The 16,516-nt window shown below is 58.4% G+C and carries 16 protein-coding genes; 6 read left to right on the forward strand and 10 right to left on the reverse strand.

The genetic code is table 11. The annotated features are described in order from the left end of the window. Positions 1 to 235: 235 nt before the first annotated feature. The 5 genes from BG57_RS32330 to BG57_RS27870 all read right to left on the reverse strand — a co-directional run bounded on the left by BG57_RS32330 (position 236) and on the right by BG57_RS27870 (position 7,253). Positions 236 to 541 (reverse strand): tyrosine-type recombinase/integrase, encoded by a 306-nt coding sequence (locus BG57_RS32330; protein WP_081851014.1) that lies wholly within the window; start codon positions 539 to 541, stop codon positions 236 to 238. Positions 542 to 777: 236 nt separating this feature from the next. Then, entirely contained in the window at positions 778 to 2,844 is a 2,067-nt protein-coding gene (locus BG57_RS27855) for a site-specific integrase (protein WP_035970131.1), read from the reverse strand. Next, the gene (locus BG57_RS33985; protein WP_229754109.1) at positions 2,837 to 3,493 is read right to left on the reverse strand and encodes a hypothetical protein; all 657 of its coding nucleotides are present in this window, start codon (positions 3,491 to 3,493) and stop codon (positions 2,837 to 2,839) included. The genes BG57_RS27855 and BG57_RS33985 overlap by 8 nt, the downstream gene beginning before the upstream one ends. Positions 3,494 to 5,114: 1,621 nt before the next feature. Then, the gene (locus tag BG57_RS27865; protein WP_052006045.1) at positions 5,115 to 6,074 is read right to left on the reverse strand and encodes a ParB/RepB/Spo0J family partition protein; all 960 of its coding nucleotides are present in this window, start codon (positions 6,072 to 6,074) and stop codon (positions 5,115 to 5,117) included. Between the two features lie 12 nt (positions 6,075 to 6,086). Continuing rightward, the gene (locus BG57_RS27870; protein WP_035970133.1) at positions 6,087 to 7,253 is read right to left on the reverse strand and encodes an AAA family ATPase; all 1,167 of its coding nucleotides are present in this window, start codon (positions 7,251 to 7,253) and stop codon (positions 6,087 to 6,089) included. An 84-nt stretch (positions 7,254 to 7,337) separates the two neighbouring features. Here BG57_RS27870 and trfA point away from each other — a divergent pair, with 84 nt between their 5' ends. After that, positions 7,338 to 8,315, forward strand: a complete 978-nt coding sequence (gene trfA / locus BG57_RS27875; protein ID WP_229754110.1) for a plasmid replication initiator TrfA — start codon at positions 7,338 to 7,340, stop codon at positions 8,313 to 8,315. A 957-nt stretch (positions 8,316 to 9,272) separates the two neighbouring features. Here the strand turns inward: trfA and BG57_RS32015 are convergent. Next, on the reverse strand, positions 9,273 to 9,554 hold the full coding sequence (locus BG57_RS32015) for a helix-turn-helix domain-containing protein (RefSeq protein ID WP_075583227.1): 282 nt from the start codon (positions 9,552 to 9,554) through the stop codon (positions 9,273 to 9,275). Between the two features lie 62 nt (positions 9,555 to 9,616). On the opposite strand from BG57_RS32015, the gene BG57_RS27885 reads away from it, so the two are divergent. Both BG57_RS27885 and BG57_RS33180 read left to right on the forward strand, forming a co-directional pair. Further along, complete coding sequence (locus tag BG57_RS27885) at positions 9,617 to 9,994, forward strand: hypothetical protein (RefSeq protein ID WP_152562725.1); 378 nt, start codon at positions 9,617 to 9,619, stop codon at positions 9,992 to 9,994. Between the two features lie 761 nt (positions 9,995 to 10,755). Further along, positions 10,756 to 11,073 (forward strand): hypothetical protein, encoded by a 318-nt coding sequence (locus BG57_RS33180; RefSeq protein ID WP_035970138.1) that lies wholly within the window; start codon positions 10,756 to 10,758, stop codon positions 11,071 to 11,073. 24 nt (positions 11,074 to 11,097) lie between these two features. Here BG57_RS33180 and BG57_RS27895 read toward each other — a convergent pair whose 3' ends face one another. From BG57_RS27895 to BG57_RS27900, 3 genes are all read right to left on the reverse strand, one after another. Beyond that, complete coding sequence (locus BG57_RS27895) at positions 11,098 to 11,634, reverse strand: P-loop NTPase family protein (RefSeq protein WP_229754111.1); 537 nt, start codon at positions 11,632 to 11,634, stop codon at positions 11,098 to 11,100. Positions 11,635 to 11,752: 118 nt separating this feature from the next. Continuing rightward, a complete protein-coding gene (locus BG57_RS34185) occupies positions 11,753 to 11,878 on the reverse strand; it encodes a P-loop NTPase family protein (RefSeq protein ID WP_268238074.1) in 126 nt (41 codons plus the stop codon). Between the two features lie 15 nt (positions 11,879 to 11,893). Continuing rightward, positions 11,894 to 12,307: a hypothetical protein gene (locus BG57_RS27900; protein ID WP_035970139.1), complete on the reverse strand. Its 414-nt coding sequence runs from the start codon at positions 12,305 to 12,307 to the stop codon at positions 11,894 to 11,896. Between the two features lie 580 nt (positions 12,308 to 12,887). Here BG57_RS27900 and BG57_RS27905 point away from each other — a divergent pair. The 3 genes from BG57_RS27905 to BG57_RS27910 all read left to right on the forward strand — a co-directional run bounded on the left by BG57_RS27905 (position 12,888) and on the right by BG57_RS27910 (position 14,194). Then, positions 12,888 to 13,331, forward strand: a complete 444-nt coding sequence (locus BG57_RS27905) for a ribbon-helix-helix domain-containing protein (protein WP_035970140.1) — start codon at positions 12,888 to 12,890, stop codon at positions 13,329 to 13,331. A 124-nt stretch (positions 13,332 to 13,455) separates the two neighbouring features. Then, complete coding sequence (locus tag BG57_RS32790) at positions 13,456 to 13,710, forward strand: hypothetical protein (RefSeq protein ID WP_152562727.1); 255 nt, start codon at positions 13,456 to 13,458, stop codon at positions 13,708 to 13,710. A 109-nt stretch (positions 13,711 to 13,819) separates the two neighbouring features. Then, positions 13,820 to 14,194 carry a hypothetical protein gene (locus tag BG57_RS27910; protein ID WP_229754112.1) on the forward strand — a complete coding sequence of 125 codons (375 nt, stop codon included), beginning with the start codon at positions 13,820 to 13,822 and terminating at the stop codon, positions 14,192 to 14,194. A gap of 744 nt (positions 14,195 to 14,938) precedes the next feature. On the opposite strand, the gene tnpC is transcribed toward BG57_RS27910, so the two are convergent. Further along, entirely contained in the window at positions 14,939 to 16,432 is a 1,494-nt protein-coding gene (tnpC, locus tag BG57_RS27915) for an IS66 family transposase (RefSeq protein WP_052006046.1), read from the reverse strand. Between the last annotated feature and the right edge of the window lie 84 nt (positions 16,433 to 16,516).

Below are 16,516 nucleotides of genomic sequence, written 5' to 3' on the forward strand. Positions count from 1 at the left end.
AATGTACGGGGATTTGCGCCTTTCCGGAAGAGGTTATGACTAGTCATTCATGACATGAGGGACTAGACAGATTCGACGTCTACTGACCAGTCATCGCCGACTCATAAAGAAGAACCATGCAATCAGGACGCTACCTAAGCGATACTAAATAGGGATAGCTCACTCCCAGTCGCTGGTGACTTGGGGTAGGTCCTGTTGAACCTGCCGTAACTACGACATCGAAGCAATGGGAAGTTTAGCGGGTGATGGCCTGCTTCGCGAGCCGCGCGTAGTAGCCCGTGCCTTCTTCGAGTACGCGCTGCTTCTCAGCTTGGACATAGATCGTCGTAGTCTGTAGCGACACGTGGCCAAGTACTTTCGGCACAACGTCCATCGGGACGTCGTCCGCAACCGACTGCGTGCCAAAGGTATGGCGGAAGGCGTGCGCATTCACGCGGCCGAGCTGCGTGCGCTCGTCCAGGCTTAATTTGCCCGTCGTTCGACGAGCTTTTCCGTCATGCGGCCGATTAACCGTGTTTACGCCGACCGAAAATTGAGCCACTTGTAGGGATCGCGCCGACTGAAAATTGAGCCGGGTAAAGGAGGAAGATCAGTACTTTTTGCTCGACCAGCGCGAGAAAAGTTCCCGAATTATCGCTCACTTTTCGTATGCTGAAAGCCAGTGCGAGCTTCTTTCGTTGTTTCAGCTGCACGAGCTCGTTGCGACCTCGGTCACGGGGCTCATCTGACCCGTTCCCTCTAGATGAGAAGACGAACCCTCAACCAGCAACTTGGTCATTACCCCGTCTTATGCGTGGCGACGCCGGCATAGTAGCGCGCCACCTCTTCGACCACGCGCTGCTTTTCGGCCTGGACGTAGATGGTCGTCGTTTGCAACGACGCATGCCCCAGCACCTTCTGCACGACGTCCACCGGGACCTCATCCGCGACGGATTGGGTGCCGAACGTATGACGAAATGCATGCGCATTCGACTGCCCGAGTCTCACGCGTTCATCGAGGCTCAACCCATCCATCGTCTCGACCAGTTCGGTGACCATCCGACTAATCAGTCGGTTCAGTCCGTCGGCGGTGTAGCCCGCTCCAGTCGCAAACTGCCCCTCCCCGCTTTCCGCACTCGGCCCCGCTCGATGTCGCCGGCGTGACGCGTCGGTCCACGGAATGACAATGGGGCTCAGTAGCGGTCCGCGCTGTTTGTCTCCTTCGGTCGCGCCGTCGAAATCTTGAGCCCGATCACGCCAATGCGCGCGCAGCGCGTTCAGCGTCGCGGCGCTCACCGGCACCGTGCGTTCGCGCTGCCCCTTGCCGACGATGGTCAGCTCCCAGACCGGTCGTTCAAACGTTCCGTACGATGAAGGGCGCAAATCTTCGCGCCGGGCGCTCGCGGCTTCTTCGCGTCGCAGACCGGAATCTCCCATCAACAGCATCGCTGCACGCACGGCGCGCCACTGAACGCTAGACCCTGACGCCCGGCCGTGTGTGCTTCCCGCTTCGGCCGACCGTGCATCGAGTTCGTCGCGCAGCTTCCGCCACAGGTCGGCAGGCAACGCGCGTTCGACCTTCATCGCGCGTTCCCGCTTGACCACCACCGGATCGTTGACGGCCTTCCACGGATTGCCGGCGAGATACCGCACATCGACCCACCAGGTGAATGCGGTACGCAGTACCCGAACGGTGTACCGCTGCGATTCGGGTGAAAGCGTCGCAGACAGTGACGCCTTCTGACTGGCGGCCGCGGCAGACGAGTTGGGCGAGGCGAACGGTCGCCAGCGCGGCGAGTGCCGCGGGAAGCGCTCGCCCACGAAACGCGGGTCCGGCGCTTTCAGAAAGTCCTTGTAAGCCTCGCAGTCGTCGACGCGCAGATCGCTCAACGCCTTGCCGCGCAGCACCACCGCCCACAACAGAAACCGCTCGAGCTCCTTGGTGTACGCGCGCAGCGTTTTGGGCTGATCGCGAAAACGGTTCAGATACGCGCGCACCGCCTCGAGATCGTGGTTCGCCTGGATATAACAGAAGGCCGTCGCGCGGTTTTCGCCGTTAGCACCCGACAGCGCGTGCGGCACGGCGAGACGCTCGAGCGGCGCCAAGGTCAGTCGCTCGGTGAGCCGACTTGTCGAGCTTGAATCGTCGCCCGGGCCGCCGCTGCTCAGGCCGCTTCCCGTCACCTTGGCGGCCGGCACCACTTCGACCAATTTAGCCGCGATCAGCGGGACGCCCTCCCGTTCCTCCGAGTCGACGTCGGCTTCGATCGTTAGTTGCAGGGATGCCTGCTGCCTGCGCAGCCAGCTCACAATGGCGCGCGCGCGGCCCGGTCCGATGCGCGGGATCGAGCGCCACCAGCTGCCGCCGCGCCGGTTGCAGAACGCCACCAGCTCACCGAGCGTTTGGATGCCCTCACCTTTCAGCCGCCGCGCCACGCGCGGCCGCAGCCAGGCGCCAATCGGATGATCGGCCCGCGGCGGCAGCGCGGCCAGCTGCGCCGCCTCGGTCACCATGCGGAACGTCACCGCCGTGAGCACCGGTCGCCCATGCTGCCGAATCGACGCGCGCAGGTGCTCGGCGAGTGCCGTCGAGCCATGCGCGAGCGCGAGCGCCACCAGCGCGTCGAGCATCGCGGTGAGATGCCGCTCCATCGCGCCGGGGGTCGCGGCGTGCGGATCCTCGTCCGGGTCGTAGTAGGTGCGCGCGATCACCGCGGGCGGGATGCGCTGCACGTACGCGCGCAGCGCGGTGAAGTCCTTGCTCGTATAGCGCCGCTCAAGGGTGAGAGGCTTGGTGAGCTTTTCCGGGGGGCGCGTCGATTTTGGGGTGAGCTTTTGCGGGGACGAGGCCGTGCGCTTAGGCATCGTCGCCCTCCTTGTCTGGCGCATCACCCGACGCATCGCCCGGCCCCTCGTCTGGATCGCCGCTGCCTCTGACGTGATCGATCGACGGTGGCATTGGCACGCGCAGTGTAGGCAGCCCGAGTTGCGCAAGCGCGTCGCTCGCCTGCGCCATGAACGCCTCGGGCCAGCTCGCGCACAAAAACTCGAACGCGGTGCGGGCCTCGCGCAGCAGTTCGGCCAGGCGCGCGTTTTCCGCGGCGTACGCGGTCACATCAAAATCCGTCGTCGGGCGCGCGCCATACATGACCCGCTGCACAAGCTTGATCGCGCCATAGTCGGCGATGAAGTCGAGCACGGGCAGGAAGCGTAGCGCCGAACTCAGCGCCACCCCGTAGGTTTCGGCCAGCGCAATCACGACCGCGAGCTCGAGCCGTGACGGCCTGACCGGCAGCAGCGGCACCGCATCGCCGTGCGCCGTCAGCCATGCGGCGGCGGCCCGGCGTTTGACGGTGATCGCTTCATCCACCGCGAGCACCACCTGCGCGACGGCGGCCGTGGGCGTCTCAGCGGGCCACCGCCGAGACGCATTGAATGCGTCGTTCGACGGGTCGTCCGATCTTTTGTTCGGATCGGCCGGCTCGGCGCCGTTTGGCGGAAAGCCTTGTGCCACGGCGCCCTCCCCTCTGTTGTAAATGTGAATTCTCCAATTCTACCCCTGAAACGCCATCCCGATAATAGACGTTATCAGGCTTGACCTGTCGGGTATCGCTCGGGGATTCTTCCGTCGGCTAAAGCCTCAGGCGGTCGGGACCAGACGAGCCGCGACCCTGGCGACTCCACCAGCTAACCCGCAGAGGCCTGAAGGAGTCGGAGCCCAGCCGGATGGATCCGTCGGGCGCCTTTGTCCGCATCTTTTTGCTGGTTTAGTGACAGTCACGAAGACGAAGCGGGCCCGTTCCGCAGAAGCGCAACCATGACACAAGACGACAGAGCACCCTATTGTTGTCTCCAGCCTGAAGGACGCTGGCCGAACCATTCCGTCGCCGCCTACGGTGCCCTCGACATTGCGCGACTGCGCGTCGTCGAGGGCGGTCAACCGGTCAACCCACTGTGATCAGGACTTGGGCGTGGGTCCGACGCGTATTGGCGTCTAGTCGCAGGACATCGGCAAGCCGCCGAGCAAAGCGACGCACGTTAGCCTATGCACAACGCATGCTGGCCATAGCAATATCGGCGCGGCGCATCTGCTCACGCTCAGGAAGATCGCCTCATGACGCTCGCGCGCAGGGCGCGATGCGGCACGCGGAGAAAGATGGTTTTTCAAGAGAGGCCTGGACTGCAATGATCGAACGCTGTCGAGCAATCGTTAGAGCACAAGGCGTTCGGAGGAGCGCCAGTGACGGTGCCCGGCTTTGCTTTGAGCCGTTCAGACGCTCCGTACGTGCCTTAAATGCCGGCGAAGCAAAGCCTGCTCTCTGGCGTCTTAACTTGGCTCCAGGCGACGCGTCGCAATAAATATTCGGCGCCTGCTCCGGCCGCGCTTATTCCTCTTCGCGCACCGTCAGTTTGCTCGATGGTACCGACTTGCGAAGGCGTTCCAGATCCCAGGTCTCCAGCCGTTGCTGCGCGTAGACCTTTGGCAAAGACGCCTGATACGCGCTCGGAGTAGTACAAATTGGCTTCGTCCTCGGGCCGCCTCGCCTGCGTATAGTCCAGCCAGGAGAGGCTTGCCCGATCGCCGCAATCGAGTCGTCGATGGACCACACACCGTTGCGAGGCGCAACAATTTCATGAAACGCGATAACCGCAGCACGCTGCCGCGGTGGATCAAGCTCGAGCCCAATGGTGGCGGGCCGGTGACTTCGTCGACGCATGTCGCGCCGACGCTGCCGGCCGTGGGAGCGCACCGTCAGTATCCGATAGCAGACGGAAAGTGCCGAGCAACGCGACCGATCCAGCACAGAGGCGATGTCGCGGCGCTATGAGCGACGAGACCGGAAGCAATGTGAGCCCATCTGTAAGAATTGGCGATAACGAAGGACAGCAGCAACTGAACGACGGAGACTGGTGGTTGCACTTTGAGTGCGATTCGGGCGAGCGTCATTGACGCGGTCATCTGTGGCATCAACCCGCTCCGCGCGGTATCGCCGAGCGGAGCACGGGCATGGCATCTAGCACATCAGGGTTTAAAGCGGTCTGCCCCGCGACGGTCACGCGCAGTTGTCATGTCCGCAGCGACGAGAATCTGCGAACAAACCATCAAACTTGTTGCAGGTCTCGCACAACTGAGTTCACCCGGGTGAACTTTCCGGCTGCAACGACGCCAGGAAAAGTCGAAGCGATTCTAGCTTCTCCGGGCCTAACGTCGTTTTATCGATGTCGATCGTCGCCTTCTTTTCAGTCTCATGCCATGTCCCGAACGAAAAGTTCACCCGGGTGAACTCCGGCGCCGAGCGATTGATGAGCGCCTCATATACTCGTTTGGGTGAAAGGGACTTCCCCGCAACGGCTTTTGCTGCACTCATCACCGCGGCGGAATCAACATCGATGACTTGCCTGAGTTTTTCTGCCCACTTCGGTTGGATATCGCTTGGCGATCGAAAGGCATTAACCACAGTGTCGGGCAGACCAGCAAGTGCGCTGTACCGACTCATCAGACTCTTGGTTTTCCCGAGCACGGCTGCAATCTCGGACCAATTTCGATAGAGCTTGAGATCAATCCCTCGTCTGTAATGCATGGCAAGCTCATACGCGGACAGGTCTTTTCGCTGTTCGTTTTCCCTACTCATCTCTTCGAAGAGATCCTTGTCGGACATGTCCTCTTGAATCATTGCTAGGACCTGCAGCCCAAGTTCCAAGCACGCTCGATGTCGTCTGTGCCCGAATACAACTTCGTAGTTCTCAGGGCCGATTCGTCTCACTTTGATCGGCTGCACGTTCCCGCCCGCGCTCAAGATCTCTTGTTTAAACGCTTCAAATGACGGTCCTTCAAACGATCGCTCGATCCGATTTGCAAACTTCGAAGCTTTGACTAATTCCGGTGAGAGTTTCCGCGTCGGGCGCGCCCCATCATGCAGCGCGAGTCTCCTTCGCGCCTCATTCAGGTCGCGTTCAACCTTTTCAAGTTCGCCTGTGAAATCCGTGACTCTGTTCATCGCAATTCGCGGCGTTCTACGTTCCGGGCGTGACATGATCGCCGGATCCAATGCCGCAGCGGCGAGTCGAGCCGCCTCCTCTTTCTTACTTGTCATCAGCTAACTCCTTCAATTAACCCAGACACGTCGGATTTGAGCCTCTACTTGGTCGACGGCTGCGTCGTAGGCAACCCGCGCCGTCTGATATGTCTTGGCACTACCCGTGTACTTGGTTATGTCGTAGACCGTGGAAAACTTGGTCCCAGACGAGCTCGATACAACTGTCTTCGGAATTTCACCTGTCATCAGCTTGTCCCCATACGCCACCTTCACCCACTCCCTCACCACGCTTTCGTTCACATTGCCCTGACCCTCGGTCATGCAAAGCAGCACGTCGATAAATTTCCACGTCTTTTCCGCACCTGCTTGCTCGGCAATCGAGGAAGCCAAACCTGAAAAGAGAGTCCAGAACTGGCTCGAACTGGCGAAGTCCATGCCACGAGGCGGTATTGGCATAATCAGCCCGTCAGCAGCAAAGAAAGCGTTAAGTGACAAGTACGAAAGCGTTGGTGAGGTATCGATTAAGATGACGTCATATTCCCCTCGAAGGTCCTGCAGTCCTTTGTTGAGCACGTCATAAAACCGAAAATCGGGCTCACGCTTGGACTGTCGACTCGGGATGTGAAATTCCGCTGCAAAGGCCACCGGGCTACAGCCCACCACGTCCAGTCCATCCCAGTAGGTAGGCTTGACCGCATACTGAAGCGATAGCTCGTCTCCGGCGCACAACGGCAAAATTGTGTCTTCCTCTTGAACCTGAGTATCTGGCAGATAGCCGCATAGGCTCGTGAGTGACCCCTGCGGATCCAAGTCGATGCACAACACGCGGTATCCGAGAAGCGACAGACCCTGTGCGATGCACATGGTTGTAGTCGTCTTACTTACACCGCCTTTGCTGTTTCCGGTGGTTACGACTACCGCCCGGTCATCCGGTCCGCGCGTATACGACCGTCCATAAGCACGCGCCCATCGCCGCGCTTCGGCCAAAGTGAAATCGCGACGGGATTTGTTTATTTCCTTACCGGCGGGAAGATCACCCTTTGCAACACGTCTCATTAGGGCGCTGCGATCGATGCGGCAAAGAGCAGCAAGTTGCGCGACGGAGAAAGTAGGGGGCTTCTTGATGTAATCCGGCGAAAAAATGCTGTTCCGAACACGCTCTACAACGTCTGCTACGCGATTGGCCTGGTCCTCGATGTCATCGATCGTGTACTCAGGGCGCAAAGGATCAATCATTGTCCGTCCGATTAGAAATTGTTGTTATACTTGGAAAAAGTAATCGGCACTAGAATACCTGATCGAAGCCGAGGAACAAAGCAAATGACAAAGAAAACGCCGGGTCTGATTTCCTCTGAATTTCTCGACTCCTCAGAGACAAGCGAGAAGGTAGCGCCCAGAGAGACAGCGCTCGAGATCGTCGCAAGGCTAGAGAAATCCCTCGTCGGAAGGGGGCATGCGAGTCAACAATCGCCGCGACCACCAACGCGTGTCCAAATTCCGCTATGGTCGGAAGATCATCGACCCGTGCTGCACGATCTGGTTCGATCCGCGCTCTTCACTTGCGGTCAAAGGGATGCGCGTATGGATCTCAAGGCGAAGCCGATATATGCGCTCGAACACATCAAAATCACGTACACGGGCGAGGAACTGCGGCAGCGCGACTATGACGTCTACTTGCAAATCCTCCATTTGTCTCGCGGCGCCACTGTTGACAATCGGCAAGAGTGGGTGGAGTTCGAGGCCCGTTCTCTGATAAAGATGCTTGGCTGGACGCAAAACTCTCGCAGCCTTGTAGAACTGCGGGAAACCATACGTCGCTTGACGGCATGCGCGCTAGAAGTAACTCGCTCCCGCACGAAAAGCAGTGTCCCTGTTGTCTATGGCGGACCACTCTTGCTCAAGTACGCAGGGGCACAAGAGGGCGGTTTTGACGAAGTGACGTTTTGGAAGGTGCAGATAAACAGCGAGGTAGCGGCACAGCTTAAACCTGGCGATTACACACGTATCGATTGGCAAATTAGGACCAAGCTTTCTCCTTTGGAGAAATGGCTGCACGCCTTCTATTCGACCAATCAACATCCGTATCCAATGAAAGTTGAGACGATCCATAAGCTATGTGGATCTCGCATGGCTGAGATCAAGTTTTTCCGCCGCGCCATCAAAGCCGCACTGGACCGCTTGACGGAAGTAGGATTCCTTTCATCTTGGCAACTCGACGAAACGGACAAAGTCAGGGTGGTTCGCGGTCAAATGCTCACCGCCAATGCCGATCGGGCATCGAGCGACGGGACCGGCTGATCCGAGGCCAACGCAACCTCAGCTAGGCTCTAGTCAAATGATCACTACCGCCTCAATCAACGGTGATTATTCGACTTGGAAAAGCCACCCAACACGCCCAAAAATCAAGTCAAATAGTCACCAGCCAGGCGAACAATCGACTTTGTAGTGAGAAACGCAGAGTTTGCAGGCCTGCTCAGCGCAAAAAAACGTGCCAATTACGGAGGCAAGCGGGCGAGATGCCCGTTATCCACAGGCCGATAGTCGAATGCTCACCCCTTTAAGTCAGATGCGCACCAACGATAGTCAAATGCTTACTCAAGGTAGTCAGATACTCCCCGGTTCGAGTCAGATATTCACCCTCGAACGTATGTAAACGTCTGATCACATTGGGGAAAGAGGTTGCGTCGACCGATGCTAGAAGGTTTTGAGAAGGTTTTTAGCTCTTCTTTAGAAAAATCTCAGATAGAGAGCACGGCTTAGCCCCTAACAGCGCCGATTTATTGTGACCATGCATCGCTGCGGCTCGTAGCCGTCTTGAATCCCGCTTTCGATCGAATCGGCTTGAATTGCGTTGGCAGCAAGCCGGGCAATCGTAACAGCGGCCTGTTTGCCTGGGACTGAGAAGGAGACCGGCAAGCCGCGTTCGACGCCGCCCTTCGCGAATTGGGTGGGTGGTGAACGGCCTAATAATCGAATATTTGATCGCCCCTCGACCTCATTACGCACGAACGTCTCGTGGTCCGCCTGGATAACGCCGCCAACGCCAAGGTTCATAGTGGTGTTGAGGAAGAACCCGCCGTCGGCATAGCCGACCTTGATGCCTCACTGCACCCCCGCCTTGCCGATGACGCGAAAAATGGCGCGCGTCTCGATGCCGCGCTTCCCCAGCTCCGCACCAGCACTTCGAACGCGATTGAGAAACGCACGCGAAATCTCGCCGAGGAACGGTTTCCTCTAGCAGACGATGACAACGGCCTATCGCTCGGAGGCGGAGACTGCGTCGTTAGCGAGGATTGCGTCTGCTCGCCCCGTCAACTCAGAGACGGAACAGCGCAAGACCGAACAGATCCGGACGACATTGAGAATGGTGACGTTGCGCTCACCTCGTTCGATTTTTCCCATGTGACTGCGGTCAATCTTAGCCGCGTGAGCTAACCCTTCCTGGGAGAGCCCAATGTCGGCCCTAAGCGCTCGGATGGCTCTACCCAAGGCAAGCAAGTACCCAGTTTCGTCGAAAGCGCCAGAGACTCTTTGCATGCCCGTATATTCCCGGTACTATGCATGTAAGACCACGGCATTTACGACCCATAGGAGGCACGATGGTGAACCGCGCAGTTCGGGAATTGCCACCCGCGATGGACGATGATCTTTTGGAAAGACTGCAACGAGAAGTCGTAGGCTGGGGCCCTGACGCGGCGATCCCGCAAAATCTGTCGGACGAGTGGTTAAAGATATTGGTCAAAGACGCGCTCCACGGCTTGTATAAAACGGGTACGCTGAATGGCGAGGGTCTTCGCACAGGGCCGGCGATGCTTGCTTTCGCGATCTCAATGGCGCAAGCAAGGCTTAATAAACAGAACGAGCCCAAGGCGGCGTCGATCTACATTCAATATCGAACTGCCTTGATCGAAGAACTTCTTGGCCGAGAGACGGGCCTATACCGGCGTCAATATTCGCTGGTGGACTTTTATAGATGATGCGCAGTCGATGCGCCACGAGTGAGCAAGCCAGACTTCGGCTTGCGGTCGCGCGCCCGGTCGAAGGCCCCGGTCTGGAAGAAGGGGAGTTAAGAAGGTGTCCAGCGCAAGCGCTGGCTGGCTTACGCCACCGGAAGAAAAGCCCGCCGTGCGACTTCGCGCAGACCGGGCTTCGGCATCGTCCCGGCTGGCGTTGCGGCGCTTAATCCGACAACTCGCTTCGACCGGTTTCGCAGGTTTCGCAGCTTTCGCGCGGGTTACGGCTGCGACGTAAAAGAGTCGAAGAAACCGCTCTTGGGGGCTGCCCCCGGCGCTCGGGCGACCGCGAACAGCCCAACCGGGCAACGCCCGGTTGGGAAAAAGGAGCGCTCGAGACGGGCTCGATCGCAACGGCGCCGGCTCTCGCCGGCGAAAGAAAAGCCGAAAAGCCCGCCTTGCGTTGTCGCACAAGACGGGCTTTTGATGGAATAGACGCCGCTGACGCGGCGTTCAGTCGCGGCGAGTACCTTCCACCGACTGGACCACTTTGCTACGCGTGTCCGGGTCGAGCTTTGGCAAGATCGCGAGAGTCCCGCCCGGTCGCAAGGTCGCGCACTTCGTCCGGCGTGCGCTCCAGCGCTATGACCGAAAAAAGCAGATCCAATAACCCCGCCAGCGATCGCAAACAGCAGTCCGCCGCCGCAAAATAGCGCAGCCACGCGGTACTTCCACACGGAAGGCGCATCGTTGCGGGCATTACCAGCGACGTCCCCCAAGACGGCTTGCGCCGTCTCCGCGATCTGGACTCCAAAGCGCGTCAATTCGTTTTCGCCGCCCGCCTCAATCAAGGCTCGCACTTCTCGCACAGCGTCGGCGACTGCGGCGCTGGCGGCTGCAGCCGCAGCCGCTTCGCGCTCGCCAGCCGCAGCCGCAGCCGCAGCGAGCTTTTGCGCCGCCGCCTCGGCGGCGGCTTCGATGGCGGCCGCGGCGCGTTCCGCCGCGCGGACCCGGACGCGCGAGTTGACCAGCGCTGCCGTGACGAGCGGATCAAACGTCGATTTTTGGCCGGTCGCTTCGAAAACTTCAGTGACGATAGATAGCCTTCGCGTCACTCACGTCCATGATTACCACGCTACCGCATTGAGTTGCTGAAACACATCGCCATACACGCGCTTGATTCGACTCTTTTCCATGGCATTGAAAGTGTTTCCTTCAAGTACCTCATTTAACGTCAGTCGGGCCGTATTCATTTTTCGAATGTCGTCACCGAATGTGTCCGACGAACGAGCACGCAAGACGATGTTCGCTTTCACGCGTCCGGCGAATCCCTTATAAGTCTTCGTTTCGGAAATGTGCTTTTCACCAATAATGAGCGGGCCGAAATGCTCGTTTTCCCACACGACCAGATCAACGTCGCCGGACTCCACCGCCGGTGCACGCGAAGCCTCCGCAACGTCGCCGAAGCCTTCTGCCGTATCCCGCAGAACATCGCCCCCGCCAATGATCGAGTGAATTATCGGCGTCTTTCCCGCATCGCGGATCGCGTCGAACGCATGGTTCGCAATGAGATAAGCAAGCAGCGGAGAAAATGTGTTGGCTCCCGTGTCAATGGCATAATTCATGCCACTCAGAGATTCGGGCGATTCGAGAACGTCGATCATAAGCCGATCGAATTGCTTCTGATCAATGGTTCGATCCGGCTTCATCACCGAAAGATGCGTTACGGACAGAGCCTTGTAATGCGCGAGGGTCGTGTTCTCTTGGTCCAGATCATATGCTTTAAACCGGCGCACCGACCTTCAAAAACCATTGATCGAGCATCGTCGCGATAAGGGATTTCCCGACGCCGCCTTTTCCCTGAAGAACGAAATTCACCGTGTTGCTAATTTTTACTTTATTTTCCATCGTTTGCCCCGTTGATTAGTCCCAGTCGCGCTGTTTTGTCACGTCGCGCGTGAACGTCTGTAATGGTTGCCGATACCCTTCTTTCGAGAAAGTGCTTTGTGCCTTCGGCGCACTTTCGCGAACCGGCTTATCGGCAGATTGCTTCGATTCCTGAACCGGCCCTTTTTCTGGCGCGATTTTTGAAGTCGGGGTGCCCGCTTTTCGCGCTAAACGCATTCGTTTCATTGCGCTTTTTAGGGTGAAGAGGGAGACGACAAGCCCCTGTTCTGCAAGTCCGCGAATGATCGCTTGATAGTTCCAACCAGTCGCTTGCGCGGCCTCGATCTCGATAAACAGCTCGCGCAGTCGGCCCGCCTTAGTTCGGTTCGGGCCCCCCTTCGTCGGTGTAAACTTCGGAAATTCTTCCGGGTTGTCTTTAGAGTCGTTCATCTCTAGGCGGTTTGGTGTTGATCCCCGATTGTACGCGCCGCCGAAAGAGGTACGCCCCCTCGACGCACTCCGTGCGCCTTCGTTATGCCCTCGGGTCGCCCTCGTCGCGCACTCGACGTGTGAAACACGCATGTCATCGCCCTCGCAACGCCCTCGCAATACCCCCGCGATGCACCCGCCAACCCTCGCTCGGAAAGTTGGGCGAGGTCAATATGCGCTCGCCGAGCCCTCGACACGCACTCATCTTGCCCTCGTTGAGCCGGCCCACAGCCCCGAAACAGGAAAAGCGCGTCGTCGGCTCGCCCGCTGGGCTCGCCGGCCCCGGTTCTCGGGTCGGCTGAACCGGCGCGGAGCGCCTAGCCGCCCCGGAACCGGGGCATTTATCCAGAGCTTTTCGCGGAAAAGCTGCAGCTATACCCGGAAACAACAGCTAGTGGAACATAAAGGGTGTGGTACACCGACACCCGCGTTTCGGCGCCGAAGGCTCGTCAATGAGCGATCCTAGCGTGGTACAATTTTTGTCATCAGACTATATTTGTGGTCGCAGGTAGACCACGCGTAGGAGACCGCTGAGAAGAACATGAGAAAGACTCACACCAACGTCCGCCTGGACCCCGAAAGCTTGGAACGGCTCAGGACAATGGCCGAGACGCGCTCCACAAACGTGACGGCCCTAATTAGTGAGGCGGTCGAGCGGTTCCTTCGCGAGGAGTCGTTCCGTAATGACTTGGCATCGATGGAGCAATCCCTAGCCGCGACGGTCGTTTCGGCAATCAAGGAAACGGCTCGTGTCGGCGATGACGTTCAACTCCTAATTGGGCAAGTCGATCAACTGATGAAATTCGTGTTTCAGGCGACGCCAGAAATCTTTGATAAAGAGGCTGCAGCGATTGTGGGTTCTCGCCGATATACAGGGTTTCTTGAATCGTTCGGCAAGGAGTTCGTTGGGCGGAAACGTCGTGCAAGATTCGCTGCAGGGATGGATCAGACCATGAGCGGCGATGAAGAGCCAGATGAAAAGTGATGAGTAAATCGCGTCCTGCATCGGAATAGCGATGTATGATGTGACTGTCGACAGAACTTGATGATGGTTCGAATTGCTTTGGGGTAAACCGAACTTTCGTACCCTTGTTGTCAGGACATAACTCATGCGCGAACAAAATCAAGCATCTCCTATGACAGCAGATATGCTCGTGCGAATGAGCAAGGACTTGAGGAAAAGGCCGAATCTTTTCCACGAAACGCTTGCTGGTGTACGGTTGATTGAACGCGATGGTCGGCCATTTGCTGTGCGCTTCACTGATATTCCCGAGCCACATCAAACGGCATTCGTTGTCGCCCTACGCGGCTCTGGTCATCTATTGATCGACGGGAAAGACGAATGCGCCCATGTTTGCGACTAGCGGGACTGGATAGACGGTAGTCTTGCCGGAATGAATTAGCCGGTTTTCGTCCGTGTAGTGCGAACTTTTATCAGACCGCTGCACTGACGCAACTGTTGTGGAGGGTGGAGTGACTGCAGAGTTCTTTGATCGATCCGTTCGATCGCTCAAGGGCATTATCAGTGCGCCATCAACGCCCATTACCGTTGAAGATATGAACAAGGCGATAAAGGAGCAGGCCATGAGTACGAAAGCGACCCTTGCCCATCACGAATCCAACGATGCCTCAGAGCCGTCCTGGCGCCTATACGAGGAGATTTTCGAAACTGGGATTGTATATCTTGAGCTAAACGGAGTTGCGATAGATTTCACGATGCTCGGAAACGTGGAAAACCGTCCGGGGACTGTGTTATTACGCTTGCCGATAGAAACCGCGCAGCAGCTTGGACTGCACACTAGCGTGCCAGCCGACAAATGGGCGAGGGCGTGTGATGCCGACAAGTAGAGGTGACCACGATGGATCACAAGTTGGTCCGTTTGGCGACCGCCGTTGGTGCTGCATGGTGGCTTGCCCGATTTGGTGATTTCGCATTTCGAGCGTCGCAATCTCTAGACGGTCGTGCGGTGATGGACAATTGCGGGCGTTGACGGACTCGACTACCAGCACCGTATCGTGGCGAATGGTATCACCGTCAATGACAGAAGGTGCGCGCAGACGGGTTCGTTTGCAAGCTACATCAGTCATTCAGATGACCGGTGAAACCAAAGCTCGACCGATTACGTTGGCGAAGTCGACGCCGCACATCATGTTGGAACGGATAGGCCTCGACATCCGCGTTGCTAGTAGCCTATCAGTCCTGTTGCGAAGTCACGAAGTATCCCGGCTGCCCCAGAGTGCTAGCCGCCGCGTGGCATTTTCCGATGGCTGACTGGAAAAATGACCGTCGGGTTATTCGTCCAAGTGAGTTGACGCTCGAGCGCGCGCAGAGTGCGACGCGGAAGCTAGCATCCCCTAACTTCACATAGGGCTGGTCATCGGTCGCTCCGTGCATGCTGTCGAACTCGTTCTTTGCCTGGGCAGCAATACGCCGTGCTTCAACCATTGACGCTGCACTGTAATTCTTGCCGAAGACCACCTTCCCGCTTCGGGTGAGCTGGATGCAATACGTCTGTTCTCCCGTAACCGTCCGACGACGACCGTTCTCGACAGCGTGTTTAAAGCGAATCGTTGAATGGCAGCGCGTTGAGTTCAGGCGACGTCGTGGTGAAGCCAATCGGCAACGACCCATGGCAACAGCTCGTCGACGCGATTGACGGGATGCTCGGCGATGCGAGCGATGACGTGGCGCAGGTATGCCTCGGGATCAAGGCCGTTTAGTTTGGCGGTACCGACCAGGGTGTAGATTGCGGCCCCGCGTTCGCCGCCGCTGTCGGAACCGAAGTGCAGGAAGTTTTTCCTGCCGAGAGCGACGGCACGTAAAGCGCGTTCGGCCGCGTTGTTGTCGATTTCCACGGCGCCATCATCGACGTACAGCGTGAGCGCCGCCCATTGATTCAGCGCGTAGTTAATGGCTTTGGCGGTATCGCCTTTCTGCGACACCGAACCCAATGTCGAGCGCAGCCAGATCTCGAACGCATCGAGTAGCGGACGCGCCTGCTTCTGCCTGACACGTCTTCGTTCGTCTGGTGGCTTGCCGCGAATTGCGGCTTCGATTGCGTACAGTTCACCGATCCGGCGCAACGCCTCAGTGTTGACCTCGTTCCTGCGTGCGACGAACAGATCGTGGAATTTACGGCGCGCGTGCGCCATACATGCAGCCACGCGCACATCACCACCTTCATAGACCGCGTTGTACCCCGCGAACGCGTCGGCCTGCAACGTTCCCCTGAAGTCCTTCAGATGGCCCTGTGAATATTCACCAGCCCTTGTGGGACTGTATGCGAACCAGACCGCCGGCGCCTCCTTCGAGCCGGCTGGCCGGTCGTCCCGAACGTATGTCCAGAGACGTGCGGTACGGGTCTTGCCGTTCCCCGGCTCAAGCACAGGTACCGGCGTGTCATCCGCGTGGATTTTCGATGCGGCCATCACGTACCGCCGAACGACCTCTACCAGTGGCCGGAGCAACGCACTGCACTGGCCGACCCAGTCCGCGAGTGTCGAACGGCTGAGCTGCACGCCGTCGCGCGCGTAAATCACTGACTGTCGATACAAGGGGAGATGGTCACAGAATTTGGCGACCAGGACATGCGCGAGCAACCCCGGACCCGGCATGCCGCGATCGATTGGCCGGCTGGGCGCAGCCGCCTGCACGATGCAGTCGCAACAGGTACAGGCCTTCTTGAGTCGGCGGTGACGAATCACTCGCCAATGCCCCGGCACATAGTCGAGTTGCTCGGAGACGTCCTCGCCGAGGTCGCCAAGCGCACCGCCGCATTGCGGACAGCACGCGTCGTCGGGCTGATGAACAACGTCTTCGCGCGGCAGATGTTCCGGAAGGGGTTTGCGTCCCGTCGGCATGCCGGTTTCTCGGCGGGGCCTTGTCGGTGCGTCGACCGTCGCCGCGCCATCGTCGGCCTGCAAATCTTCGAGACGCAATTCCAGTTGTTCGATCTGGCGATCAATCTTCTCCGACTTGCGCCCGAACTGCATGCGCTGGAGTTTCGCGATCCACAGCTTCAGGTGCTCGATCTCGATCGCCCGGTCGGAGAGTGTCTTCTGGAGAGTCGTTACAGTGTCGCGCAGATCCGTGAGCTCGCCTTCGTGCTCACGTAACGTGGCGTCACGCGCGCTTAAGAGATGTCATCGGCACTTGTAAACTGATACACG

The organism is Caballeronia grimmiae (assembly GCF_000698555.1).
In the GTDB taxonomy this organism is placed as follows: Bacteria; Pseudomonadota; Gammaproteobacteria; order Burkholderiales; family Burkholderiaceae; genus Caballeronia; species Caballeronia grimmiae.

Bases quoted from the DNA above. Each gene is read 5' to 3' on its own strand.
- BG57_RS34185 (WP_268238074.1), bottom strand. From the start codon at position 11,878: ATGGAAAATAAAGTAAAAATTAGCAACACGGTGAATTTCGTTCTTCAG.
- BG57_RS32790 (WP_152562727.1), top strand. From the start codon at position 13,456: ATGCGCGAACAAAATCAAGCATCTCCTATGACAGCAGATATGCTCGTG.
- BG57_RS32015 (WP_075583227.1), bottom strand. From the start codon at position 9,554: ATGCAAAGAGTCTCTGGCGCTTTCGACGAAACTGGGTACTTGCTTGCC.
- trfA (WP_229754110.1), top strand. From the start codon at position 7,338: ATGACAAAGAAAACGCCGGGTCTGATTTCCTCTGAATTTCTCGACTCC.
- BG57_RS27865 (WP_052006045.1), bottom strand. From the start codon at position 6,074: ATGACAAGTAAGAAAGAGGAGGCGGCTCGACTCGCCGCTGCGGCATTG.
- BG57_RS27885 (WP_152562725.1), top strand. From the start codon at position 9,617: ATGGTGAACCGCGCAGTTCGGGAATTGCCACCCGCGATGGACGATGAT.
- BG57_RS27900 (WP_035970139.1), bottom strand. From the start codon at position 12,307: ATGAACGACTCTAAAGACAACCCGGAAGAATTTCCGAAGTTTACACCG.
- BG57_RS27905 (WP_035970140.1), top strand. From the start codon at position 12,888: ATGAGAAAGACTCACACCAACGTCCGCCTGGACCCCGAAAGCTTGGAA.
- BG57_RS27895 (WP_229754111.1), bottom strand. From the start codon at position 11,634: ATGATCGACGTTCTCGAATCGCCCGAATCTCTGAGTGGCATGAATTAT.
- BG57_RS27855 (WP_035970131.1), bottom strand. From the start codon at position 2,844: ATGCCTAAGCGCACGGCCTCGTCCCCGCAAAAGCTCACCCCAAAATCG.
- BG57_RS27870 (WP_035970133.1), bottom strand. From the start codon at position 7,253: ATGATTGATCCTTTGCGCCCTGAGTACACGATCGATGACATCGAGGAC.